This window comes from Caballeronia mineralivorans PML1(12), from assembly GCF_001028175.1.
Classification (GTDB): domain Bacteria; phylum Pseudomonadota; class Gammaproteobacteria; order Burkholderiales; family Burkholderiaceae; genus Caballeronia; species Caballeronia mineralivorans.
In genome coordinates, this window is record NZ_AEJF01000093.1 from 1 (window position 1) to 21,670 (window position 21,670).

General features: G+C 60.3%; 21 protein-coding genes and 1 pseudogene. 20 read left to right on the top strand and 2 right to left on the bottom strand.

Annotated elements, in window-relative coordinates:
* Positions 1 to 29: 29 nt before the first annotated feature.
* Complete coding sequence (locus tag EOS_RS15020) at positions 30 to 1,025, bottom strand: HpcH/HpaI aldolase/citrate lyase family protein (protein WP_047847457.1); 996 nt, start codon at positions 1,023 to 1,025, stop codon at positions 30 to 32.
* 152 nt (positions 1,026 to 1,177) lie between these two features.
* A complete protein-coding gene (locus tag EOS_RS15025; RefSeq protein WP_047847458.1) occupies positions 1,178 to 2,164 on the bottom strand; it encodes a malate dehydrogenase in 987 nt (328 codons plus the stop codon).
* 526 nt (positions 2,165 to 2,690) lie between these two features.
* On the opposite strand from EOS_RS15025, the gene EOS_RS15035 reads away from it, so the two are divergent.
* From EOS_RS15035 to EOS_RS15120, 20 genes and pseudogenes are all read left to right on the top strand, one after another.
* Positions 2,691 to 3,479 carry a GntR family transcriptional regulator gene (locus EOS_RS15035; RefSeq protein ID WP_047847460.1) on the top strand — a complete coding sequence of 263 codons (789 nt, stop codon included), beginning with the start codon at positions 2,691 to 2,693 and terminating at the stop codon, positions 3,477 to 3,479.
* 157 nt (positions 3,480 to 3,636) lie between these two features.
* The gene (gene sdhC / locus EOS_RS15040; RefSeq protein ID WP_047847461.1) at positions 3,637 to 4,047 is read left to right on the top strand and encodes a succinate dehydrogenase, cytochrome b556 subunit; all 411 of its coding nucleotides are present in this window, start codon (positions 3,637 to 3,639) and stop codon (positions 4,045 to 4,047) included.
* A 2-nt stretch (positions 4,048 to 4,049) separates the two neighbouring features.
* The gene (gene sdhD / locus EOS_RS15045; protein WP_047847462.1) at positions 4,050 to 4,424 is read left to right on the top strand and encodes a succinate dehydrogenase, hydrophobic membrane anchor protein; all 375 of its coding nucleotides are present in this window, start codon (positions 4,050 to 4,052) and stop codon (positions 4,422 to 4,424) included.
* Positions 4,425 to 4,427: 3 nt separating this feature from the next.
* A complete protein-coding gene (gene sdhA, locus EOS_RS15050) occupies positions 4,428 to 6,206 on the top strand; it encodes a succinate dehydrogenase flavoprotein subunit (RefSeq protein ID WP_047847463.1) in 1,779 nt (592 codons plus the stop codon).
* Between the two features lie 15 nt (positions 6,207 to 6,221).
* Positions 6,222 to 6,926 (top strand): succinate dehydrogenase iron-sulfur subunit, encoded by a 705-nt coding sequence (locus tag EOS_RS15055; RefSeq protein WP_047847464.1) that lies wholly within the window; start codon positions 6,222 to 6,224, stop codon positions 6,924 to 6,926.
* Positions 6,927 to 6,940: 14 nt separating this feature from the next.
* A complete protein-coding gene (locus EOS_RS15060) occupies positions 6,941 to 7,213 on the top strand; it encodes an FAD assembly factor SdhE (RefSeq protein ID WP_047847465.1) in 273 nt (90 codons plus the stop codon).
* Positions 7,214 to 7,301: 88 nt separating this feature from the next.
* On the top strand, positions 7,302 to 8,603 hold the full coding sequence (gene gltA / locus EOS_RS15065) for a citrate synthase (protein ID WP_047847466.1): 1,302 nt from the start codon (positions 7,302 to 7,304) through the stop codon (positions 8,601 to 8,603).
* Between the two features lie 244 nt (positions 8,604 to 8,847).
* Positions 8,848 to 9,069: a YdcH family protein gene (locus EOS_RS15070; RefSeq protein WP_047847467.1), complete on the top strand. Its 222-nt coding sequence runs from the start codon at positions 8,848 to 8,850 to the stop codon at positions 9,067 to 9,069.
* A 270-nt stretch (positions 9,070 to 9,339) separates the two neighbouring features.
* Positions 9,340 to 10,232: pseudogene (gene ppk2 / locus EOS_RS15075) on the top strand (polyphosphate kinase 2); the annotation flags it as partial.
* A gap of 290 nt (positions 10,233 to 10,522) precedes the next feature.
* Positions 10,523 to 11,932 (top strand): 3-isopropylmalate dehydratase large subunit, encoded by a 1,410-nt coding sequence (leuC, locus tag EOS_RS15080; RefSeq protein WP_047847468.1) that lies wholly within the window; start codon positions 10,523 to 10,525, stop codon positions 11,930 to 11,932.
* Positions 11,929 to 12,060 (top strand): entericidin A/B family lipoprotein, encoded by a 132-nt coding sequence (locus EOS_RS43920; protein WP_063177457.1) that lies wholly within the window; start codon positions 11,929 to 11,931, stop codon positions 12,058 to 12,060. The genes leuC and EOS_RS43920 overlap by 4 nt, the downstream gene beginning before the upstream one ends.
* Before the next feature lie 43 nt (positions 12,061 to 12,103).
* Positions 12,104 to 12,754, top strand: a complete 651-nt coding sequence (leuD, locus tag EOS_RS15085) for a 3-isopropylmalate dehydratase small subunit (protein ID WP_047847469.1) — start codon at positions 12,104 to 12,106, stop codon at positions 12,752 to 12,754.
* A 43-nt stretch (positions 12,755 to 12,797) separates the two neighbouring features.
* Complete coding sequence (gene leuB, locus EOS_RS15090) at positions 12,798 to 13,865, top strand: 3-isopropylmalate dehydrogenase (RefSeq protein ID WP_047847470.1); 1,068 nt, start codon at positions 12,798 to 12,800, stop codon at positions 13,863 to 13,865.
* Between the two features lie 216 nt (positions 13,866 to 14,081).
* Positions 14,082 to 14,249, top strand: coding sequence for a hypothetical protein (locus EOS_RS47075; protein WP_160312499.1), 168 nt, complete (start codon positions 14,082 to 14,084; stop codon positions 14,247 to 14,249).
* A gap of 89 nt (positions 14,250 to 14,338) precedes the next feature.
* Complete coding sequence (gene asd / locus EOS_RS15095; protein WP_047847471.1) at positions 14,339 to 15,460, top strand: aspartate-semialdehyde dehydrogenase; 1,122 nt, start codon at positions 14,339 to 14,341, stop codon at positions 15,458 to 15,460.
* A 171-nt stretch (positions 15,461 to 15,631) separates the two neighbouring features.
* Positions 15,632 to 18,010 carry a FimV/HubP family polar landmark protein gene (locus tag EOS_RS15100; RefSeq protein ID WP_047847472.1) on the top strand — a complete coding sequence of 793 codons (2,379 nt, stop codon included), beginning with the start codon at positions 15,632 to 15,634 and terminating at the stop codon, positions 18,008 to 18,010.
* Positions 18,011 to 18,017: 7 nt separating this feature from the next.
* Positions 18,018 to 18,833, top strand: a complete 816-nt coding sequence (gene truA, locus EOS_RS15105) for a tRNA pseudouridine(38-40) synthase TruA (protein WP_235442823.1) — start codon at positions 18,018 to 18,020, stop codon at positions 18,831 to 18,833.
* The gene (locus EOS_RS15110) at positions 18,823 to 19,491 is read left to right on the top strand and encodes a phosphoribosylanthranilate isomerase (RefSeq protein WP_047847474.1); all 669 of its coding nucleotides are present in this window, start codon (positions 18,823 to 18,825) and stop codon (positions 19,489 to 19,491) included. The genes truA and EOS_RS15110 overlap by 11 nt, the downstream gene beginning before the upstream one ends.
* A gap of 46 nt (positions 19,492 to 19,537) precedes the next feature.
* The gene (gene trpB / locus EOS_RS15115; RefSeq protein WP_047847475.1) at positions 19,538 to 20,731 is read left to right on the top strand and encodes a tryptophan synthase subunit beta; all 1,194 of its coding nucleotides are present in this window, start codon (positions 19,538 to 19,540) and stop codon (positions 20,729 to 20,731) included.
* 11 nt (positions 20,732 to 20,742) lie between these two features.
* Positions 20,743 to 21,621 (top strand): DNA-methyltransferase, encoded by an 879-nt coding sequence (locus EOS_RS15120; RefSeq protein WP_047847476.1) that lies wholly within the window; start codon positions 20,743 to 20,745, stop codon positions 21,619 to 21,621.
* Positions 21,622 to 21,670: the final 49 nt, after the last annotated feature.

The following is a 21,670-nucleotide window of genomic DNA, read 5'->3' on the forward strand; positions in this document are numbered from 1 at the left end:
CGACCCAGTCTCCTGATATGTAGAACGCGTTACTTGTCTTGTGAAAAAAGCGTCTCCGCGCCTTCGGGCAGCGTCTGTGCCGACGCTTTCGCGCGGCGCAGCACCGACCAGTAATACCGATAGCTTGCGCGATCGTGCAACGTGTCCTGATACCGCGTCGGTCCCCACTGCGCGTTTTGCGCGGCGAGCAGGATCTGCGTGGCGGTCGCGATTTCATCGCTCCGGGGCAGGAAGGCATCGACGATCGGCTGGATCTGATCCGGGTGAATGCTCCACATGCGTGTGTAGCCGAACTCATTGCGGGCACGCTGGGCGTCGCCCGCGACCACGCTCATGTCGCGCACTTCCGTGGACACGTTATGCGACGCTACCTTGCCATGCGCGTGGCAAGCCGCCGCGATCTCGAGCTTCGCGCGCCGCACGAGCGGATGATCGAACTGGCCCGGCGAGCGCATCGCGGTATCGGGAATCGCGCCGTTATGCGCCGAGACAAAGTCCATCAGCCCGAAACTGAGCGCTTCGACGCCCGGCAGCGCGGCGAGCTCAAAAACTTCAGCCAACGCGCCATGCGTTTCGATCAGCAGGTGGCACGCAATAGCATGCTTGATCCCAAACTCACACCGTGATGCTTCGACGAACGCGACCATTTCGGCGGCATCGAAGACGCTGCGAATCTTGGGCAGGGTGATATATGCAGGCGCTTTTTTGGCGGCGCGCAAGATGATGCGCACGTCGTCGCGCCATGCGCGGTTCTGGAAGTCGTGAATGCGCACGCCGACGCGGCTGAAGCGGTCTTCCTCACTACCGAGGAACGACGCCACCAGCTCGGCATGCGACGCTTCCTGGCCGACTTGCGCCCCGTCCTCGCAATCGAGCGTGACATCGAACACCGGACCGAGTTGCGCCTGCAACGCGAGCGATTTCCTGATCAGCTTTTCGCTTCCTGCATAGTGATCGCAAGGGGGCATCACAGCGGGTGGCACGTCGCCTTCAAACAGGACTTCGGCGGGGGTGAGAGCGCGCATCGTCGGCGTCGGGTTACATGTAAAGAGGATGGAAACCGCGGATTCGGGTGGGCTCGGACGTTCTTTTCAGGCTTCCAAACCCACTCGAATCAGCAGCGAGCGCCGGCTTTTGAGCCAGACGCTCGCGTGACTGCAAATACTGCTAAACCTGCTTACTTGCCCAGCAGATGCGCGACGCCGTCACGCTCTTCCAGCAATTCGTTCAGCGTGCCGGTCATCTTCTCGCGCGAGAACGCGTCGATTTCCAAGCCTTCCACGCGCTTGTATTCGCCGTTTTCGCACGTCACGGGGACGCCGTAGATGATGCCTTCCGGGATTTCGTACGAACCATCAGACGGAATGCCCATGGTGACCCACTTGCCGTTCGTGCCGAGCACCCAGTCGCGCACGTGGTCGATAGCCGCGTTAGCCGCCGAAGCCGCCGATGACAACCCGCGCGCTTCGATGATCGCCGCACCGCGCTTGCCGACGGTCGGGATGAACGTGTTGCGGTTCCATTCGTCGTCGTTGATCAGCTTCGTGAGCGACTCGCCGTCGACGGTGGCGAAACGGAAATCCGGGTACATGGTCGGCGAGTGATTGCCCCACACGGCCAGCTTTTCGATCGATGCCACCGGCTTGCCCGACTTGGCCGCCAGTTGCGACAACGCACGGTTGTGGTCGAGACGCAGCATGGCCGTGAAGTTCTTCTTCGGCAGATCCGGCGCCGAGTTCATCGCGATGTACGCGTTGGTGTTGGCCGGGTTGCCGACCACGAGCACCTTCACATCGCGGCTTGCCACGTCGTTGAGCGCCTTGCCCTGCACCGTGAAGATTTCAGCGTTGGCGGAGAGCAGGTCCTTGCGCTCCATGCCTTTCGAACGCGGACGGGCGCCGACCAGCAACGCGACGTCGGCGTCCTTGAACGCGACCTTTGGGTCGTCGGTGACGACCACGCCGGCCAGCAACGGGAACGCGCAGTCTTCCAGTTCCATGACCACGCCCTTGACGGCGCCTTGCGCCTGCGGCAGGTCGAGCAACTGAAGGATGACTGGCTGGTCCTTGCCAAGCAGGTCGCCATTGGCGATGCGGAACAGCAGCGAGTAACCGATTTGACCTGCGGCGCCGGTGACGACAACGCGCTTTGCGGACTTAGCCATTGAGAACACTCCTGAACGGTGCGTGAAACGCTAGGGGAAAACGCCATTTTAGGCGCGTTACGCGAAGCGTTGATGAAGCAAGTGAATCGAACTGCGCGGGCAGCCCTGAAAAGCCGATGGCGCCGCGCCTGAAGCGAGAATGTCATCGACTGTCCGGTAGCATGCCGGCAATCGCAGCCCGACCCACGTGCTGGGAATTCGGCCCTGTGAGCGTGGGATCTTGCTGGTTAGCGCCGCGCAACGCCCCGCGCGTCGCGTTTTCGATGGCGCGCGGGCGTTGCAAGAGCGGGGCACTGGCAGCGGCAGCGAACACGAAAGCCGTTCGGCTTGAAGCGATGAGCGGCAGGGCGTTTCCAACGTACCGGGCACGCCGCACGACACGTGCAGCATCCCGCAAACCCTTGCTCGCCAAGGAGTGTAGGATTCGATGAAGTCAAAGTCAACCATATCATATGTCTTATATAAGACATATGAATGGCCGGGAAAACTCTGGACGCGGCTTGTCGCTTTATGATGAAATGCGCGCATGAATTCGAACCCAGCGAGCACTACGAACCTTCCCGGCGCGGCCGGCGTGACGGAAGTCGTGCCCGCGACTTCGCCGACGTTCAGCCCGCTGTACCAGCAGATCAAGGCCCTGATTACGCAAGGGCTTGAATCGGGCGACTGGAAGCCCGGTGAAATGATTCCCAGCGAAGTCGAACTGGCTGCCCGCTACAAGGTCAGCCAGGGCACGGTGCGCAAAGCCATCGACGAACTCGCCGCCGACAACCTGCTCGTGCGCCGCCAGGGCAAGGGTACATTTGTTGCAACGCACAATGAAGATCGCGTACAGTTCCGCTTTCTGCGATTGCTGCCCGAAGACGGCGACCTTCATCCCCACGTGAGCCGATTGCTGGAGTGCCGCCGTTTGCGCGCACCCGCCGAGATCGCTCGCCAGCTGGACCTGAAGCCGGCCGACCCGGTGGTGTGTATCAAGCGCTTGCTGCAGTTCGACGGCGAAACCACGGTCTTCGACGAAATCTGGCTGCCCGGCGCCGTTTTCCGCGGCCTTACAGCCGAGCGCCTTGCAGATTACAAAGGCCCGCTTTATGCGATGTTCGAAGCGGAGTTCGGCACGCGCATGATCCGGGCATCGGAAAAAATCAGGGCGGTGGGCGCGGACGAGACGGTCGCCGAACTGCTTGGCGTGGCCATCGGTTCGCCGTTGTTGTCTGTCGAGCGTGTGTCGTACACGTATGGCGACCGGCCAGTGGAAGTGCGGCGCGGATGGTATGTCACGAACGGCTATTACTATCAAAACGATTTGAGCTGAAACAGGACGTGGATGGCTTGCCGGCGAACCCAGGGGGTTGCCTTAAAAGCCTTTCTCACGCGATTTGCAATAGCCTCTTGCGCGGCATTTCGCTGCAGCGCGATATAAAAAGGCGCTAAAATCGCGGACTAGTGTGATAACAAAGTTGGGGTCTAGCATGGCTGAAGCCGTAAAAAAACCAAGACCTGAGTACCGGAATATCGGAATTGCTCAGCTAGCAACCTACCGCTTGCCACTAGCGGGGAAGGTTTCAATTCTTCATCGGATCAGTGGCTTGCTTCTATTCATAGCGCTGCCGTTTCTGCTTTATCTGCTGGACCAGAGCCTTACGTCGGAGATCAGTTTCGACGCATTCAAGGGCTTCCTCGCCAATCCCCTCGTTAAGATCGTCGTGCTCGTGCTTTCGTGGTCCTTCCTGTTCCACTTTTGCGCAGGCATCCGCTTCCTGCTGCTCGATACCCATCGCGCAGTGAGCAAGGAAGGCGGCAAGCAGACGTCCATCGTCGTGCTCACGGTGTCATCTCTGCTGACAATCGTCGTTGCGCTTAAACTCTTCGGAGCCTTCTAAGAATGGCAGCGAACAACAACAATCGAATCGGTCCCAAGCGCCTTGTTGTCGGCGCGCATTACGGTCTGCGCGACTGGCTTGCGCAACGCATTACCGCCGTGGTGATGGCCTTCTACACGCTGGTCCTGCTGTTCTGGTTTTTCGGCGCACGTGACTTTTCGTATGACGGCTGGGCATCCATTTTCGCCATGCAGTGGATGAAGCTTGCCACCTTCGTAGCCTTGCTCTCGCTCTTCTATCACGCGTGGGTTGGCATTCGCGACATCTGGATGGACTACGTCAAGCCCATGGGGCTGCGCCTGTTCTTGCAGGCACTAACAATCCTCTGGCTGGTCGGATGCGTCGGCTACGCGGCACAGATTCTCTGGAGAGTGTAAAGAATGGCTGCAATTAAAACGTCCCTGCCGCGTCGCCGTTTCGACGTAGTCATCGTGGGTGCGGGTGGATCCGGCATGCGCGCATCGCTGCAACTCGCTCGCGCGGGTCTGTCGGTCGCGGTGCTGTCGAAGGTCTTCCCGACGCGTTCGCACACGGTCGCGGCGCAAGGCGGTATTGGTGCATCGCTCGGCAACATGAGCGAAGACAACTGGCATTATCACTTCTACGACACCATCAAGGGCTCCGACTGGCTCGGCGACCAGGATGCGATCGAATTCATGTGCCGTGAAGCGCCCGGCGCAGTCTACGAACTCGAACACATGGGCATGCCGTTCGACCGTAACGCGGACGGCACGATCTATCAGCGCCCGTTCGGCGGCCACACGGCGAACTACGGCGAGAAGCCGGTGCAGCGCGCCTGCGCGGCAGCCGACCGTACCGGCCACGCCTTGCTGCACACGCTGTATCAGCAGAACGTCGCGGCCAAGACGCACTTCTTCGTTGAATGGATGGCGCTGGACCTGATCCGCGACGCCGACGGCGACGTGCTCGGCGTGACCGCGATGGAAATGGAAACTGGCGACGTCCACATTCTCGAAGGCAAGACCACGCTGTTTGCCACGGGCGGCGCGGGCCGGATCTTCGCGGCATCGACCAACGCGTTCATCAATACTGGCGACGGACTTGGCATGGCGGCCCGCTCGGGCATCGCCTTGCAGGACATGGAATTCTGGCAATTCCACCCGACCGGCGTGGCCGGCGCGGGCGTGCTGATTACCGAAGGCGTACGCGGCGAAGGCGGCATTCTGCGTAATTCGGACGGCGAACGCTTCATGGAGCGCTATGCGCCGACGCTGAAGGATCTGGCGCCGCGCGACTTCGTCTCGCGTTCGATGGACCAGGAAATCAAGGAAGGCCGCGGCGTAGGTCCGAACAAGGACCACGTCTTGCTGGACCTGTCGCACATCGGCGCTGAGACGATCATGAAGCGGCTGCCGTCGATCCGCGAGATCGCGATGAAGTTCGCGAACGTGGACTGTATCAAGGAACCGATTCCGGTCGTGCCGACCATCCACTACCAGATGGGCGGCATTCCTACGAACATTCACGGCCAGGTCGTGGGCACGCTGAAGGGCGGTTACGAAGAACCGGTCAACGGCTTCTACGCGGTCGGCGAATGTTCGTGCGTGTCGGTGCACGGCGCGAACCGCCTGGGCACGAACTCGCTGCTGGACCTGGTGGTGTTTGGCCGCGCGGCCGGCAACCACATCATCAAGCACGCGATGGAAATGAAGGAACACAAGCCGCTGCCGGCGGATGCCGCCGACGCCGCGCTTGAACGCCTCGCCGTGCTGGAGAAGTCGTCGTCGGGCGAATACACGCAATCGATCGCCAACGACATCCGTTCGACCATGCAGGCGCATGCCGGCGTGTTCCGCACGTCGAAGCTGCTGTCGGAAGGTGTGGACAAGGTCAAGGAATTGTCGGAGCGCGTGAAGCACGTGCACCTGAAGGACAAGTCGAAGGTGTTCAACACGGCGAAGGTCGAAGCACTAGAGCTGGCGAACCTGATCGAAGTGGCGCGTGCCACCATGATCTCGGCCGAAGCGCGCAAGGAAAGCCGCGGCGCGCATGCGCATAGCGACTTCGAGCATCGCGACGACGACAACTGGATGAAGCATACGCTGTGGTTCAGCGAAGGCGACAAGCTCGACTACAAGCCGGTGCACATGACGCCGCTGACGGTTGAATCGGTGCCGCCGAAAGCGCGTACCTTCTAAGGCAAGGAAATCGAAATGGCAAAGCGTACTTTTGAAATCTATCGCTACGATCCGGACAAGGACGCGGCACCCCGCATGCAGACGTACGAGATCGAGATCGACTCGCACGAGCGCATGTTGCTGGACGCGCTGCTGAAGCTGAAATCCGTCGACGAAACGCTGTCGTTCCGCCGTTCATGCCGCGAAGGCGTGTGCGGTTCGGACGCCATGAACATCAACGGCAAGAACGGTCTGGCCTGCTTGCAGAACATGAACGACCTGCCGCAGAAGATCGTGTTGCGTCCGCTGCCGGGCCTGCCCGTCGTGCGCGACCTGATTTGCGACTTCACGCAATTTTTCAACCAGTATCATTCGATCAAGCCGTACCTGATCAACGACACACCGCCGCCGGAAAAAGAGCGTCTGCAAACGCCTGAAGAACGCGATGAGCTCGATGGCCTGTATGAGTGCATCCTGTGTGCCAGCTGCTCGACTGCATGCCCGAGCTTTTGGTGGAACCCGGACAAGTTCGTGGGTCCGGCGGGCCTGTTGCAAGCCTATCGGTTCATTGCGGACAGCCGCGACGAAGCGACGGGTGAACGTCTCGACAACCTGGAAGATCCGTACCGTCTGTTCCGTTGCCACACGATCATGAATTGTGTCGATGTCTGCCCGAAGGGACTGAATCCCACGAAGGCTATCGGCAAGATCAAAGAATTGATGGTGCGCCGCGCTGTCTGAGAAGGACTTGTGTCATGAATGACTCCGGGCATCAGTCCGACCCTCTACGCCGCGCACGCCTTCGCTGGCGCGCGCGGCGCGGTCTGCTGGAAAACGATCTGATCTTCGAGCGTTTTTTCAGCCGATATGAGCATGACCTCAGTGACGCAGACGTTGGTGTCCTGACGCAACTGCTGGAACTGAGCGACAACGACCTGATGGACTTGCTGCTGGCACGCAAGGAACCGGAAGGCGAACTGGCCTCGCCGGATATGACCCGCGTGCTGGAGATGCTGCGCTCTGCCTGAGTTAGGCCACTGAGTCAGCCCACGCGGTCGTGCAAGTGTCGTGCGAATTATCGAAAACCTGTTTCCATACTTCGATTGAGGATGTGCTATGACCCCGTCAGATGTTAAAGCCACGCTATCGTTCAGCGACAACTCGCCGAGCGTTGAAATGCCGATCTACAAGGGCACCCTGGGCCCGGACGTAATCGACATCCGCAAGTTGTACGGCCAGACCGGCAAGTTCACGTACGATCCGGGCTTCATGTCGACGGCGGCGTGCAATTCCGCAATTACCTACATCGACGGCGATAAGGGTGAGTTGCTGTATCGCGGGTATCCGATCGAGGAACTCGCGGTCAAGGCCGACTTCATGGAGACCTGCTACGCGCTGCTGCACGGCGATCTGCCGACCGTCCAGCAGAAGGCTGACTTCGTTGAAACCGTCACGAAGCACACGATGGTTCATGAGCAGATGCATTTCTTCTACCGCGGTTTTCGTCGCGATGCACACCCGATGGCGGTGCTCGTGGCGGCCGTCGGTGCCCTGTCGGCGTTCTATCACGACTCGCTGAATATCAATGACCCGCGTCATCGCGAAGTGTCGGCCATTCGCATGATCGCGAAGCTGCCCACGCTGGTGGCGATGGCGTACAAGTTCACGATCGGCCAGCCGTTCGTGTATCCGAAGAACGATCTGTCGTACAGCGCGAACTTCATGCACATGATGTTCTCGAACCCGTGCGAAGAGTACAAGGTCAATGACGTGCTCGTGCGCGCGCTGGACCGGATCCTGATCCTGCATGCGGACCATGAGCAGAATGCGTCCACGTCGACTGTGCGTCTGGCTGGGTCGTCGGGTGCGAATCCGTTTGCTTGTATCGCTGCAGGGATCGCTTGTCTGTGGGGCCCGGCGCATGGCGGCGCGAATGAAGCCGCGCTGAACATGCTGGAAGAAATCGGTTCCGTCGACAACATTCCTGAGTTCATCAAGCAGGTGAAGGACAAGAATTCGGGCGTGAAGCTGATGGGCTTCGGGCATCGTGTTTATAAGAACTACGATCCGCGCGCGAAGCTGATGCGTGAAACGTGCCACGAAGTGCTCGAAGAACTGGGTCTGCATGATGACCCGTTGTTCAAGCTGGCAATGGCGCTGGAAAAGATCGCGCTGGAAGATGAGTACTTTGTGTCGCGTAAGCTGTATCCGAATGTCGACTTCTATTCGGGTATCGTGCAGCGCGCGCTGGGCATTCCGACGGCCATGTTTACGTGTGTGTTTGCAATGGCACGGACCGTGGGCTGGATTGCGCAGTGGAACGAAATGATCGCCGATCCGGAGCAAAAGATTGGCCGTCCGCGTCAATTGTTTATCGGCGAAACGCCGCGCGAGGCGAAGGCTATCGAGAAGCGGTAATTTGCATTGAGTAGTGATTTAAAGGGAGCCCCGGCGGGTGTTTGCCGGGGCTTTTTGCGTTTTATCGGCGTGATTGTTTCCTGGCGCTCGACTTACCTCTTTGAGCGCGGCCCACACCCAACCCGAGCAAGCCAAAACTCGCGCAAACACGAGCTTTATCAACATCGGACTTGTGTAGTAATGCCAAGATAACCAGGCTTACTGACCCCGCGGCTTTGCCCGCGAACCGCAAGAGGAGCTACCGATGTTTCCAGAATTTCGCGATCTGATTTCCACGCTTAAGACCGAAGATGCCCACTTCGCCCGGCTATTTCAGCGCCACAACGAGCTGGATCAGGAGATCAAGAACCGAGAGGCCGGGCCGCTACCCGCGGACGGCAGGACCATCGAGACGCTTAAGAAGGAAAAACTGCTCTTGAAGGACAAGCTCTATGTTGTCTTGAAGAAGGCCGCCACGCCAGCTTAAGCAGGCAGTGCCCCGAACGAACCGGACACGCGGGGCACTCAGTCATAAGGAACAAACTTTGACATCACAGCACGACAAATTTAACGCTCGCGATTCAGCCGTGCGCAGCCGTCGCTCACGGCGACGTACGACCAACCAGCACACCGCGGCGCCGCTCAACTCGATGAAACCGGCCACGCCGTCGATGCAGCCAACGAGCATATTTCGAGCACGGTGCAACACGTTCTATCGACAGGCGCAACGCAGGATGCCGCCACGCTGATGGACACCATCAAGACATTGATGAGCGGTCTCTCCCCCGATGAAACCACTGCTCTGCGCAGCGTGATGCTGGAAGGCGATCCAGCACTTTGGCACACACGCGCTTCACGGCATCCGGACGATGAACTGGCGCGTGACTGGCGTGAGGGTGGTTATCCGTATCGCAACCTGATGTCGCGGCGCGGCTATGAAAAGCAGAAGTATGCGTTGCAGGTCGAATTGCTGAAGCTGCAGGCGTGGGTACGGGAGACCGGCCAGCGTCTGGTGATCCTGTTCGAAGGGCGGGATGCAGCAGGTAAGGGCGGTGCGATCAAACGCTTTATGGAGCATATGAATCCGCGTGGCGCGCGAGTCGTTGCGCTCGAAAAGCCGACTGAGTCCGAGCGCGGCCAATGGTACTTCCAGCGCTCTACGTACAACACTTGCCGACATCGGGCGAAATCGTTTTGTTCGATCGCTCCTGGTACAACCGTGCAGGCGTGGAACGGGTGATGGGATTTTGCTCGGAACACGAATACAACGACTTCATGCAGCAGGTTCCCGAGTTCGAGCGGCAACTCGTTCGAAGCGGTATGCACGTCGTCAAGTTCTGGTTTTCCGTGAGCCAGGAAGAGCAGCGCCGGCGTTTCAAGGAACGCGAGATTCATCCGCTCAAGCAATGGAAACTCAGTCCTGTGGATCTCGCCTCGCTGGATAAGTGGAACGAATACACGGACGCCAAGGAAGCGATGTTCGCGCAAACCGATACTGCCGATTCTCCATGGGCGGTGGTCCGCTCGGACTGCAAGAAGCGGGCGCGGCTTAACGCGATGCGCCATATCCTGCACAAGCTGCCGTATGCGAACCGGGACGTTCGCGCGATTGGTACGGTCGATCCGCTGATTGTGGGGCGGGCTCTGTAGCAGGTGTTGAAGAGATTGTTGATACAGTCGACGGGTGCCAGTGCGAACAGCACTTGCACCCGTCTTTGCATCCAGAGGCTTGTCCCCTCGCGGCGCGGCTAAACGGATGATTCTGTTCTGCATTTTGGGTTAACCGCCCATCCCGGTACTCCCCATACAGGTAGCTCCACTACCACCCTAACTCACTGTTTTATATCAGTTTTTTATCCGGCACTAGCGCAATGCGCCGTCCTGCGTGGCATAATCATCAAACCAAAAAACACCCCGCAGTCACAAAACCTGAAAAGACCATGGCCCAGACTCTGTACGACAAGTTGTGGAACTCGCATGTGATCCACACCGAGGAAGACGGCACGTCCATCCTCTACATTGACCGTCATTTGCTGCATGAAGTGACCAGCCCGCAAGCGTTCGAGGGTCTGAAACTGGCCGAACGGCCGGTATGGCGGATCAGCGCGAATCTGGCGGTGTCCGATCACAACGTCCCCACAACCGATCGCTCGCACGGCATCGCGGACCCGATCTCGAAGCTGCAAGTCGACACGTTGGACGACAACTGCGACGCCTACGGCATCACGCAGTTCAAGATGAACGACTTGCGGCAAGGCATCGTGCACATCATCGGGCCGGAACAGGGCGCCACGCTGCCGGGAATGACAATAGTTTGCGGCGACTCACATACCTCCACGCACGGCGCGTTCGGCGCGCTGGCGCATGGCATCGGTACGTCGGAAGTCGAGCACGTTCTCGCCACGCAAACGCTGCTGCAAAAGAAGAGCAAGAACTTGCTCGTCAAGGTCGAAGGACCGCTGCCGCGCGGCTGCACCGCGAAGGACATCGTGCTGGCGATCATTGGCAAGATTGGTACGGCGGGCGGCAACGGTTACGCCATTGAATTTGGCGGCTCGACCATCCGTGCGTTATCGATGGAAGGCCGCATGACGGTCTGCAACATGGCTATCGAAGCGGGCGCCCGTGCAGGCATGGTTGCCGTCGATGAAACCACCATCAACTACCTGAAGGATCGTCCGTATTCGCCGCACGGTGCTGAGTTCGAGCAGGCAGCAACCTATTGGCGCACCTTCACCTCCGATCCGGGCGCGAAGTTCGATCGCGTGGTGGAGTTGAACGCTGCTGAAATCGTGCCCCAAGTAACGTGGGGCACGTCGCCGGAAATGGTGACGTCCATCGACGGCCGCGTGCCTGATCCCGAGCGCGAAAAGGACCCGGTCAAGCGCGACGCTATCGAACGCGCGTTGAAGTACATGGCGCTCGAGCCAAACACACCGATGCAATCGATCAAGCCGGACAAGATTTTCATCGGCTCGTGCACGAATGCGCGGATCGAGGACTTGCGTGCAGCGGCTTACGTGGTGAAGACACTTGGCCGCCGCGTGGCGCCGAATATCCGCTTGGCGATGGTCGTGCCGGGTTCCGGCCTCGTGAAGGCGCAAGCGGAACGCGAAGGGCTCGACAAGGTGTTCCTCGACGCCGGTTTCCAATGGCGCGAACCGGGCTGTTCGATGTGCCTCGCCATGAACGCTGACAGGCTGGAGCCGGGCGAGCGTTGCGCGTCCACATCGAATCGTAACTTTGAAGGGCGTCAGGGCGCGGGCGGCCGTACGCATCTGGTGAGTCCGGCGATGGCTGCTGCTGCGGCTATCGAAGGTCATTTTGTCGATATTCGCGAACTGGCATGAAGCGCATCTTTATTCTGCTGGCGTTGATCGCGGTCGTTGCCGGTGCTGCGGGCTGCAATACGGTCCACGGCTTTGGCGAGGACATGCGTCACCTCGGCAATTCGATCAGCAATGCGGCCGACAAGTAAGCGGCTATAAGAACGGTCAAGCAAACCAAACCGGTAACGCATCATGGAAAAATTCATCGTACATAGCGGGCTCGTGGCGCCGCTGGATCGCGACAACGTCGACACGGACGCGATCATCCCGAAGCAGTTCCTGAAGTCGATCAAGCGCACGGGTTTCGGCCCGAATGCCTTCGACGAATGGCGTTATCTCGATGTCGGCCAGCCCGGCCAGGACAACTCGAACCGGCCGCTGAATCCGGATTTCGTGCTGAACCAGCCGCGCTACAAGGGCGCGTCGATCCTGCTGACGCGCAAGAATTTCGGCTGCGGCAGTTCGCGTGAGCACGCGCCGTGGGCGCTGGATCAGTACGGCTTCCGCGCGATCATCGCGCCGAGCTTCGCCGATATCTTCTACAACAACTGCTTCAAGAACGGCCTGCTGCCGATCGTGTTGACGGAAAGCCAGGTCGACAAGCTGTTCAACGAGACCTATGCGTTTAACGGGTTCAAGCTGACGGTCGATCTGGAGCGTCAAGTCGTGCTGACTGGCGATGGTACGGAATATCCGTTCGAGGTGCCGGGCTTCCGCAAGTTCTGCCTGCTGAACGGTTTCGACGACATCGCGCTTACGCTGCGCCACGCCGACAAGATCCGCCAGTTCGAAAACGAGCGTCTGGCGAAGCAGCCGTGGCTGAATAACCGCCTCGTCGGATAAGTACGGTTAGCGACGGATTAATACGAATAGAAAAGGAAACACCATGAAGATTGCAGTGCTGCCCGGCGATGGCATCGGTCCGGAGATCATCAAGGAAGCGGTCAAGGTCCTCAACGCGCTCGACGAAAAGTTCGAGCTCGAAGAAGCGCCGGTAGGTGGCGCGGGTTACGAGGCGAGCGGCCATCCGCTGCCGGACGCGACGCTTGCGCTGGCAAAAGCATCGGATGCAATCCTGTTCGGCGCTGTAGGCGACTGGAAATACGATTCGCTCGAACGCGCGCTGCGTCCCGAGCAGGCCATCCTGGGCCTGCGCAAGCATCTGCAATTGTTCGCGAACTTCCGTCCGGCCATTTGTTATCCGCAATTGACGGCGGCTTCTTCGCTTAAAGCCGAGATTGTCGCGGGGCTGGATATCCTCATCATTCGCGAACTGAACGGCGATATCTATTTCGGCCAGCCGCGCGGCGTGCGGTCGTCGCCGGATGGCTTGTTCGAAGGCGCGAAGGAAGGCTTCGACACCATGCGTTATTCCGAACCGGAAGTGCGCCGCATCGCGCATGTTGCGTTTCAGGCCGCGCAAAAGCGCGCGAAGAAGCTGACGAGCGTCGACAAGGCGAACGTGCTGGAAACGTCGCAACTCTGGCGCGACGTGATGATCGATGTATCGAAGGAATATGCGGACGTCGAGCTGTCGCACATGTACGTGGACAACGCGGCCATGCAGCTGGTGAAGGCGCCGAAAGCGTTCGATGTGGTGGTGACCGGCAACATGTTCGGCGACATTCTCTCCGACGAAGCCGCCATGCTGACGGGTTCCATCGGTATGTTGCCGTCCGCCTCGCTCGATAAGAACAACAAGGGCTTGTACGAGCCGTCGCACGGTTCGGCGCCGGATATCGCGGGCAAGGGCGTGGCGAATCCGCTCGCAACCATCCTTTCGGCCGCCATGATGCTGCGTTACTCGCTCGACAAGACCGAGCAGGCTGACCGTATCGAAACGGCGGTGAAGAAGGTGCTGGAACAGGGTTTCCGCACCGGTGACATCGCGACGCAGGATGGCCGCACGGTCGGCACGAAGGAAATGGGCGACGCAGTTCTCGCAGCGCTCTAAAACTGGCGACGCGCTTTTCCATCGGTTGAGTTGACCAAATGCGTCAGCGAAAAATTCCGGTGGAAAAGCGTCTCGCGGCGGACGTTTTTTTAAGATACCGCCGATCGCGACATTTCATCTCGTTTCGTCGCTTTTAGCGCACGAACCACGTCAAAACAGCGTGGAACGCTCGCTTGGAAGGACGAATATACGGGTTATCGTGTAGACTCTTTTGTTATGGCGAAGATCTCTAAAATCTCTCTGGACTCGATTTCATGCGGCGGCATTGAAGGCGCCCGCACGATTCGTCTCGCCATTACGCGTCTGGGCACGCATCTGGGTACGGTTGCGCTGTCCAAACGCATTACGAAAACCATTTCCCTCAAAACGATCACGTTCCGCTGATCGCCTGTCGTGTCCGCCCATCTTCCCCGCGCGGTCACGCCGGCGGAGGGTTCGGCCAAGCGGGGAAGTGTCCACAAAAAAGGTTAGTCATGAACGTAGGTCTCGTTGGTTGGCGCGGCATGGTCGGCAGCGTCCTGATGCAGCGCATGCAGCAGGAAGGCGATTTCGACCTGATCGAACCGGTGTTTTTCAGCACCAGCAATGCGGGCGGCAATGCGCCGTCGTTCGCGAAAAACGAGACGAAACTCAAAGATGCGACAAGCATCGACGACCTGAAAAAGTGCGACGCAATCATTACGTGCCAGGGCGGCGACTACACCAATGAGGTGTACCCGAAACTGCGCGCGGCCGGCTGGAAGGGCTACTGGATCGACGCGGCTTCGTCGCTGCGCATGAAGGACGATGCGGTCATCATCCTCGACCCGGTCAACCTGAACGTCATCAAGGATTCGCTCGTGAAGGGCGGCCGGAATTTTATCGGCGGGAACTGCACGGTCAGCTTGATGCTGATGGCGCTGGGCGGTTTGTTTAACCAGAACCTGGTCGAATGGACGACCGCCATGACGTATCAGGCAGCTTCCGGTGCGGGCGCACAGAACATGCGCGAACTGCTGCAGCAAATGGGCGTGCTGTATGGTGCGGCCAAAGAAGATCTGGCGGATCCGTCGTCGGCTATTCTGGATATCGACAAGCGTGTGCAGGCAGCCATGTCGAGCGAGCGTATGCCCGTCGATAATTTCGGCGTGCCGCTGGCCGGCGCGCTGATCCCGTGGATCGACAAGGATCTCGGCAACGGCATGTCGAAGGAAGAGTGGAAGGGCGGCGCGGAAACCAACAAGATTCTCGGATTGCCCGCCATGGGCGAGCCGGGTTCGGTTCCTGTCGACGGCTTGTGCGTGCGGATCGGCGCAATGCGTTGCCATTCGCAGGCCCTGACCATCAAGCTCAAGAAGGACGTGCCGCTGGACGAATTGCACGGCATCCTGGCATCGGCGAACGATTGGGTGAAGGTTGTCCCGAACGAGCGCGAAGCGTCGATGCGCGATTTGTCGCCGGCAGTGGTCACGGGTTCGCTGACAGTGCCGGTCGGCCGCTTGCGTAAGCTGGCGATGGGCGGCGAATATCTGTCGGCGTTCACGGTCGGTGACCAGTTGCTGTGGGGCGCGGCAGAACCGCTGCGCCGGATGCTGCGCATCCTGCTGGACAAGTAAAGTAAACTACGCGCCAAGACGCGCGGCAGTTCGATAAAAGCGTCGCGCTTGTGCGGCGCTTTTTCGTTTTGTGGCTATGTCGTGGCCAAACCACGGCTGGTCCGTGGCCGATTTTGGATGTCGCCCCGTTTTTTTGGTTTCTTGTTCCCCGTCCACTCGCCTGGAGTATCAATGATCGTTCGTCCGAGTCGGCCACTTCATTCACAGCCTCGCAGCTTCAGCCGCTCGCGGCGCGCGGCGCTGGTCGCGGCAAGCGTCGCGAGTGTGCTGCTCGGGACGTTCGTTTCCTTCGATGCCAACGCTCAAGCCAGCAGCGCATCAACCGTATCGGCGGCATCGGCACCGGATGCTGCGTCGGCGGCGGGCGCAATCACGCAGTACAGCGTGAAACCTGGGCAGTCACTCAGCGATATCGCCTCCCAAATCACCGGCTCGAACGACCGCGCCACGCGCGAAAAGATGGCGCGCGCACTGTTTGACGCAAATCCCAACGCGTTCATGGGTCATGACCCGAGCCGGCTGAAATTGGGATCGGTTTTGAACGTGCCGCCGGTTGAGGACGTGGGAGTGGCTTTGGCAGCTTCGCCGGTTTCTGCTTCTGCGCCGGTGGCTACGTCGGCGCCGGCAGTCGAGGCTAGCGGTTCCGTAGCGGCTGTGGCACCGGCTGAAGGGGCATCGAATACCGTCGGCGTGACGATGGCGGCGAGTGGTGCGGTCAGTGGCGCGGTTACGCCGAACGCATCGAGCGAGGCGAACGCGGTCTTGCCGACATCGGAGGCTCAACCTGCGGCGAACGCGAGTGAGGCTGCGAGCGCCAGCGAAATGGTGCCGGCATCGGCGGTGGCGTCGAGCACGCCTGCGGAGACTGCCGCGCCGGCCAGCGCTCCGTCGACGAGGGGTTCCCTCGCCACGTCAGCCAACGGGCCGATCGGTTGGATCGCCGGGGCTGTCGTAGTGATAGTCGGCTTGCTTCTGCTCGTTATGCGGGCCGGCAAACGACGCCGTGCCGCAAGCGCTGCGTCTGCGGTGACTGAGGATGACCGTTCGCCGCAAGAACCGCCGGTACCATCGACGGCGCCTGAAACAACGGTTATTCCCCCTTACGACGGTTCGACGAGCCACGTGCAATCTCCGACAGGCGCCGCCGATCTTGACGGCGCATCGGTCCAGCGCGGTCAAAGCGAGCTGAACGTGGTGGCGGCTAGCATCGAAAACTACGATGCCGCCCAGTCCTTCGATACTCCGACTGAAGACACTCCGTTTCCGCCGGCGGGGAGCGAGTCCATCGACGAAGATGCGGCTGCCGACGCACGAGTGACGCTGAGCGGGACCGAGAGCCGTGGACAGGACGCGGCGAATACGACTCGCGAAGCGGACACCAAACGCGCTCCGTTCATGCCCGACGCGCCCGCGGCACTTCATCGCGATTTCACACCGCCGCGGCCGGGTGCGATCGAAGCGGCACTGGCCGCTGAGCGGGCCGCGACGGATCGCGCAGAGGCGTTGCGTGCGGAAATGGAGGCGCGGGAGGAGGAGTTGCGCGAGGCTGCGGCGTTAGAACAGGCGACGCGGGAGGCCGTGGCGCACGAGGCTGCGGCGCGTGAGTTGGAAGCGCAAGTGGCGGCAGCGCGTGAAGCTGAGGCACGTGACGCCGCAGCGCGTGAAGTGGCAGCACGCGAAGCTGAGGCGCGAGAGGCCGCGGCAAATGAAGCCGCTGCGCATGAAGCAGAAGTGCGCGAAGCAGAGGCTCGTGACGCCGCTGCTCGTGAAGCAGAAGCTCGTGAAGCCGCAGCCCGTGAAGCCGCATCACAGGAAGAAGCGGCGCGTGCGTCTGGCACGCACGAAAGCGCAGAACACGCGCCATCCGCGCCTGAGCACGTAACCGACCAGCCTCACAGCCAGCAAGACTCGTCGGACTACGACGACGAACCCTCACCGGCTTCCCGTTTCCCCCAGCCCAAATTCCCGCAAGAGGCTATCGAAGCCCTGAGTGCGCTCGATTTCGGTTTGCCGCCGCGTCAGGAAGCGCCTTCGCCTTCGAATGTCCAGCCGACGTTCCCCGCTGCCTCGGCAACCGAACACCCATCGCCGACAGAATCCACCGAGCAGAACGAAACCACGCCTGTCGCTAAAACCCCCATAGCCGCCGCGCCCGTCACGCCCCAGCCGATCGCCGACCCGGCCGTCTTCGATCGCCAGAACGCGCAGCATCGCCACCCTGAATCCACGTCGACATCGGCGAGCGAGCAAATTGAATCCGGAACGACTGGCGCGGCATCGGTGGCAGGCCTCGGCGCATCGCGTTTTGGTCCGTTGAGCCTCGACTTCGACTACAACTCGCCCACGAGCCAGACCGAGCCGCTGCCGGCCTTCACGCCCGAGCAGATCTCGTCGATCGCCCGCAACAAGCTCGAACTTGCCGTCGAATACATCGAACTCGGCGATTTGTCCGGGGCGCGCACGCTGCTGCAGGAAGTGATCGAATCGAACGATCCGGCCACGCGCCAACCCGCTGCCGCGCTGTTATCGACGTTGGCGCCGCTCTCCTGATATGCCCTTGAAACGCATTGCATTAGGTATCCAGTACGACGGTTCGGCGTTCAGCGGCTGGCAGACTCAATCGGATGTCAAGACGGTACAAGACGTCCTCGAACGCGCGCTCGGCAAATTCACGCAAACCCGCGTGCAAACGGTTGTCGCGGGACGCACGGATACGGGCGTGCACGCGCTCGGCCAGGTCGTCCATTTCGATACCGAACTCGAGCGCACCGACTTCGCCTGGGTGCGCGGCACGAACGCGTTTTTGCCGCAGAGCGTCGCGGTCCAGTGGGCACGGCCGATGCCCGACGATTTCCACGCGCGTTTCGGCGCCTTCGAGCGTACGTATTACTACGCGCTGTACGTCCACCCCGTGCGCTCGCCGATGATCACCGGCCACGCCGGCTGGTGCTACGCCCCACTCGATGCCAATGCGATGCGCGAAGCCGCCGCCTGCCTGATCGGCAAGCACGATTTCACGGCGTTCCGCTCGTCCGAGTGCCAGGCGAAGACGCCGGTGAAGTACCTGCATCAGATCGACATAGTGGAGCAGGGCGATTTCATTCACTTTCGCTTCCGGGCGAACGCGTTTTTGCACCACATGGTGCGCAATCTGATGGGATGTTTCGTCGCGATTGGCCGCGGCAAGCATCCCGCGTCGTGGATGGCCGAATTACTGGAAGCCCGCGACCGCAAACGCGCCGCGCCGACGTTCATGCCCGACGGCCTCTATCTGGCCGAGGTCGGCTATCCTGAGAACTTCGCAGTGCCCGCGCCGCGCCTGGGAAGCTACCCTTGGAGCGCGGTCTGGCAAGGAAAACAGCATGATAAATAACGATTTGCGTAGAACGAGAATCAAACTGTGCGGTTTGTCGAAGACGGAAGACGTCGATACCGCCGTCGCACTCGGCGCTGATGCAGTGGGTTTCGTGTTCTACCCGCCAAGCCCGCGTTCGGTCAGCGTGGGCCAAGCGGTCGAACTGGCGGAGCGCGTGCCGCCGCTGGTTTCGGCGGTCGGTTTGTTCGTCAACGCCACGCCGGAATGGATCCGCGAAGTGACGTCGAACGTGCGGCTATCGCTGCTGCAATTCCACGGCGATGAAACCCCGGCGCAATGCGCGGCGCTCGCGGAAGTGGCCGGTTTGCCGTGGTGGCGTGCCCTTCGGGTAGGGCCTGATGCCACTGCACGCGATTTGGTAGAATCATCTCTTAATTATTCAGCAGCCAGCGGTTTGCTCCTCGACACCCTCGTCGAGGGCTACGGTGGCGGTGGAAAGGTATTCGATTGGTCACTTATCCCAACAGATCTCGGGCATCGGGCCGTTTTGAGTGGTGGGTTGAACGCGCAAAACGTCCTTGACGCCATCCGGCGCGTGCGCCCCTACGCAGTCGATGTCTCCAGTGGCATCGAAGTAGCGGGGGCGAAGGGCGTGAAAGATCACGCCCGAATGGCGGCGTTCGTACGCGCGGTGCGCGAAGCGGATGCCGGATGATCAACGTGGTAAAGCGCAACGCTTCCACGTACCGAGAGAGTGACACATGTACAATTTACCAGACGATCGGGGCCATTTCGGTCCATATGGCGGCGTTTTTGTATCCGAAACGCTGATTCACGCACTCGATGAACTTCGCGATGCCTACGCTGAATGCAGCAAGGATCCGGCGTTTATCGCGGAATATGAGTACGAACTGAAGCATTACGTCGGCCGTCCGTCGCCGATTTATCACGCCAAGCGCTGGAGCGACATGCTCGGCGGCGCGCAAATCTTCCTCAAGCGCGAAGACCTGAATCACACCGGCGCTCACAAAGTTAACAACGTGATTGGCCAGGCGTTGCTCGCGCGCAAGATGGGCAAGCCGCGTGTGATCGCGGAAACCGGCGCGGGGCAGCATGGCGTTGCAACGGCGACTATCGCCGCGCGTTTCGGGATGGAATGCGTGGTCTACATGGGCTCGGAAGACGTGCGGCGGCAAGCGGCGAACGTGTACCGCATGAAGTTGCTTGGCGCGACGGTCGTGCCGGTCGAATCTGGCTCCAAAACGCTGAAAGACGCGCTGAACGAAGCCATGCGCGACTGGGTGACGAACGTCGAGAACACGTTCTATATCATCGGCACGGTGGCGGGGCCGCATCCGTATCCTATGATGGTTCGCGATTTTCAGCGGGTTATCGGCGATGAATGCAAGGTGCAGATGCCTGAGATGACCGGTCGCCAGCCGGACGCGGTGATCGCGTGCGTTGGCGGCGGATCGAATGCGATGGGTATCTTTTATCCGTATATCGAAGATAAAGATGTGAAGCTGATCGGCGTGGAAGCGGCCGGCGATGGCATTGAAACCGGGCGTCATGCGGCGTCGCTGATCGGCGGAAGTCCGGGCGTTCTGCACGGCAACCGCACGTATCTGCTGCAGGACGAAAACGGCCAGATCATCGAGACGCATTCGGTTTCGGCCGGGCTGGATTATCCCGGCGTTGGCCCCGAACACGCGTGGCTGAAAGATGCGGGGCGGGCGGAATACGTGGGCATTACCGACGAAGAAGCGCTGAAGGGTTTCCACGATTGCTGCCGTATCGAAGGGATCATCCCGGCGCTCGAATCGAGCCACGCACTCGCTTACGCCGCGAAGCTCGCGCCCACGCTGCCGAAAGACAAGCTGCTGCTGGTCAACCTTTCGGGTCGTGGCGACAAGGACATGCATACGGTCGCCGAGCGCACCGGCATCACGTTCTGAGCCCGCAACCGATGCGCGATGAAATCGATCATGCAAGTGCGCACGATGCCGCCGATGGTGACATCGACCGTGGCATCCACCTGCATCACCGCGATTTCCTCACCGATGCAGCGAACCTCCCGGACGGCTCGATCGATTTGATCGTGGCCGATCCGCCGTACGGACTGGGCAAGGATTACGGCAACGACTCGGATATGCGTTCCGGCGATGCTTTCCTCGACTGGACCTACGGCTGGCTTGAACTGGCTATCCCGAAGCTCAAGCCAAGCGGTTCGCTTTACATTTTTTGCACGTGGCAATATGCGCCGGAGATCTTCGTGTTCCTCAAGCGCCGCCTCACGATGGTCAACGAGATCGTGTGGGACCGGCGTGTGCCGAGCATGGGCGGAACGGTGCGCAGATATACGTCAGTGCACGACAACATCGGTTATTTCGCGGTATCGAAGGATTACTTCTTCGATCTCGATCCCATCCGTATCCCCTACGACGCAGTGACAAAGAAGGCGCGTTCGCGCAAATTGTTCGAAGGCAGCAAGTGGCTGGAGCTGGGTTACAACCCGAAAGACGTATGGTCGGTGTCGCGATTGCACAGGCAGCACGCAGAACGCGTCGACCACCCGACGCAGAAGCCGCTTGAGATTATCGAGCGTATGGTGCTCGCGAGTTGTCCGCGTGGTGGACGCGTCCTTGATCCGTTCATGGGCAGCGGTACGACCGCCGTCGCATGCGCGCGTCATGGGCGCGAGTTCATCGGCTACGAGATCAACGCCGACTATCACGCGATTGCCGAAAGGCGCGTCGCCGAGACGCGTTCCGTCGGGGTTCGATCTGAGCCGGTAGCAGCGGAAAGCGCTGACACCGCTTCCATTGATCAAGCCAACGCCGCCTAAGTTACTGCTAAAAAATGCTAAAAGGCGCAGATTACGCGCGAAAGAGATA

Excerpts from the sequence above, each read along its gene's own strand:
- EOS_RS15020 (WP_047847457.1), bottom strand. The coding sequence starts at position 1,025 with ATGCGCGCTCTCACCCCCGCCGAAGTCCTGTTTGAAGGCGACGTGCCA.
- EOS_RS15025 (WP_047847458.1), bottom strand. The coding sequence starts at position 2,164 with ATGGCTAAGTCCGCAAAGCGCGTTGTCGTCACCGGCGCCGCAGGTCAA.
- EOS_RS15035 (WP_047847460.1), top strand. The coding sequence starts at position 2,691 with ATGAATTCGAACCCAGCGAGCACTACGAACCTTCCCGGCGCGGCCGGC.
- sdhC (WP_047847461.1), top strand. The coding sequence starts at position 3,637 with ATGGCTGAAGCCGTAAAAAAACCAAGACCTGAGTACCGGAATATCGGA.
- sdhD (WP_047847462.1), top strand. The coding sequence starts at position 4,050 with ATGGCAGCGAACAACAACAATCGAATCGGTCCCAAGCGCCTTGTTGTC.
- sdhA (WP_047847463.1), top strand. The coding sequence starts at position 4,428 with ATGGCTGCAATTAAAACGTCCCTGCCGCGTCGCCGTTTCGACGTAGTC.
- EOS_RS15055 (WP_047847464.1), top strand. The coding sequence starts at position 6,222 with ATGGCAAAGCGTACTTTTGAAATCTATCGCTACGATCCGGACAAGGAC.
- EOS_RS15060 (WP_047847465.1), top strand. The coding sequence starts at position 6,941 with ATGAATGACTCCGGGCATCAGTCCGACCCTCTACGCCGCGCACGCCTT.
- gltA (WP_047847466.1), top strand. The coding sequence starts at position 7,302 with ATGACCCCGTCAGATGTTAAAGCCACGCTATCGTTCAGCGACAACTCG.
- EOS_RS15070 (WP_047847467.1), top strand. The coding sequence starts at position 8,848 with ATGTTTCCAGAATTTCGCGATCTGATTTCCACGCTTAAGACCGAAGAT.
- leuC (WP_047847468.1), top strand. The coding sequence starts at position 10,523 with ATGGCCCAGACTCTGTACGACAAGTTGTGGAACTCGCATGTGATCCAC.
- EOS_RS43920 (WP_063177457.1), top strand. The coding sequence starts at position 11,929 with ATGAAGCGCATCTTTATTCTGCTGGCGTTGATCGCGGTCGTTGCCGGT.
- leuD (WP_047847469.1), top strand. The coding sequence starts at position 12,104 with ATGGAAAAATTCATCGTACATAGCGGGCTCGTGGCGCCGCTGGATCGC.
- leuB (WP_047847470.1), top strand. The coding sequence starts at position 12,798 with ATGAAGATTGCAGTGCTGCCCGGCGATGGCATCGGTCCGGAGATCATC.
- EOS_RS47075 (WP_160312499.1), top strand. The coding sequence starts at position 14,082 with ATGGCGAAGATCTCTAAAATCTCTCTGGACTCGATTTCATGCGGCGGC.
- asd (WP_047847471.1), top strand. The coding sequence starts at position 14,339 with ATGAACGTAGGTCTCGTTGGTTGGCGCGGCATGGTCGGCAGCGTCCTG.
- EOS_RS15100 (WP_047847472.1), top strand. The coding sequence starts at position 15,632 with ATGATCGTTCGTCCGAGTCGGCCACTTCATTCACAGCCTCGCAGCTTC.
- EOS_RS15110 (WP_047847474.1), top strand. The coding sequence starts at position 18,823 with ATGATAAATAACGATTTGCGTAGAACGAGAATCAAACTGTGCGGTTTG.
- trpB (WP_047847475.1), top strand. The coding sequence starts at position 19,538 with ATGTACAATTTACCAGACGATCGGGGCCATTTCGGTCCATATGGCGGC.
- EOS_RS15120 (WP_047847476.1), top strand. The coding sequence starts at position 20,743 with ATGCGCGATGAAATCGATCATGCAAGTGCGCACGATGCCGCCGATGGT.